Genomic DNA, 1,706 nt, shown 5'->3' with positions numbered 1-1,706 from the left:
ATATCGGGTACTGCAAGCTAGAATCAATCATTAAATGCTAAAGATTGCCTTAGAGGTATATGCTATTACCTAATGGCTCCATCATTATAACTGGGTATTTATTGCTGTTGGTCTAAGTGACCCCACTGTGACAGCTCCTACACTGACCTTGCAGGAAAGCGTGTAGGCTTCCCAGCCAATCCGGGTATCCCTTAGGAGGCGCTGGGCTTTAAGAACGGACTGCCCTTCCGCTCTATTTCGTATATTGATCGCTGCATTATGGTCTCGATCTAGACTACAACCACAATGTGGACAATCGTGCCAACGGACATGCAACTTTTTAGGAACCTTTTTGCCGCAATTGGAGCAATTCTGTGAGGTATTCTGAGCGCTGACTGGGTTAAACTAAGCCGATTTGTTGCCGCCTCGGCTCGTCTTCAAAACCGTACGTGAGACTTTCACCTCATACGGCTCCTCATCTTAGGAATCCTTGTCATTGGTACCTCAGAATGGATTGCTATCTAATTCTTTCGAGTTAATTTGCTTTCCGTGTATTTTGTCATGGCAATGTAGGTGTAGGAGTTCAAGGTTTCCTATGTTGTCCTTTCCTCCTAAAGCGCGTGGTAAGATGTGATGTGTTTCCATTAAGTCGCCGTCCCGGAAGGTGAGTCCACAGTGAGTACATTTCCCTTCTTGTCTTTTCAAAAGCTTCCCCTTTTGACTGGTCATTTCAGGATGTTTTCTCACACGTTCTAGCCAGTATACTAGGTTACCATCATATGGACTTCTTACTCCCGCTACCTTTTTGTGCCGTATAATTTTTGTTTTGGCGTGTTTTGGAAGAAATTGGTCTTCTGAGGACATGAATACCCAGTTGTCTACCTTGGGGGCTTCCCACCACTTCTTGGGTTTTTCCGTTTTGGTTCCCCAATATTTTTCTTTTATCCAGGATTTTGACTTGTTAGGATGTCTTCTTTTTGCCCATCGCCAGAGTCTTTTCCAGAGCAAATGGTCTAATTTTGAGTATGTTTCCTTACTACAAACTGGTCTGTAGTAATTACACCATCCTCTTATACTTGGGTTCAGGTGGCTTATTAAGGCTTCCTGAGGTGCTGCGTTATGGCGGGATATTGTGTCCGCCATGTTTTTGTAATGCTCTAGAACTTTCTCTTTTGACGGTTTTATTATGGTTTTGAAGCCTTGTTTTGACTGGTTCTTACCTGTTTTATATTGTTTGACCTTGAATCCGAGGAAATCGAATCCGTCAAATGTATGGGTAATCCTTGTCTTACTTGGCTTTAACTCTAAGCCCATATCTTTTAGCCAATTGCTGATGATTCTTTGACATTCTTCTATCACTTCTTGGTTTTTATGCATTATTACAAAGTCGTCGGCATATCGTATTAGGTTTAGGGCATTTTTGTTTGCCACTTTATTTCCTTTCATGCTTTCGGCATAAGTTTTAATGCATTCTTCCATTCCGTGGAGGGCTATATTTCCTAAGAGTGGGGAAATAATGCCACCCTGAGGGGTACCCTCTTCTGTAGGTGAGAATGTCCCGTTATCCATCACACCGGCTTTGAGCCATGATTTAATTAAACGTCTCATGGATGGATAAGTATTTAATTTTGTTAGAAGAGCATCATGTTTTATTTTGTCGAAGCATTTGGAGATATCGGCATCTAATACCCATTTAGGTTTTAGGCTAATACCTTTGAATATTGCTT

Annotated in this window: 1 protein-coding gene and 1 pseudogene; both read right to left on the bottom strand. The window is 41.8% G+C overall.

The features are described from left to right. Positions 1-84: 84 nt before the first annotated feature. A pseudogene (locus F6K37_RS41165) lies at positions 85-378 on the bottom strand (zinc ribbon domain-containing protein); the annotation flags it as partial. 105 nt (positions 379-483) lie between these two features. Next, on the bottom strand, positions 484-1,706 hold a 1,223-nt coding region (locus tag F6K37_RS41160; protein ID WP_287257052.1), incomplete at its 5' end, for a group II intron reverse transcriptase.

The organism is Moorena sp. SIO4E2, from assembly GCF_010671945.1.
Classification (GTDB): domain Bacteria; phylum Cyanobacteriota; class Cyanobacteriia; order Cyanobacteriales; family Coleofasciculaceae; genus Moorena; species Moorena producens.
This window is presented reverse-complemented; position numbering and strand designations above follow the sequence as displayed.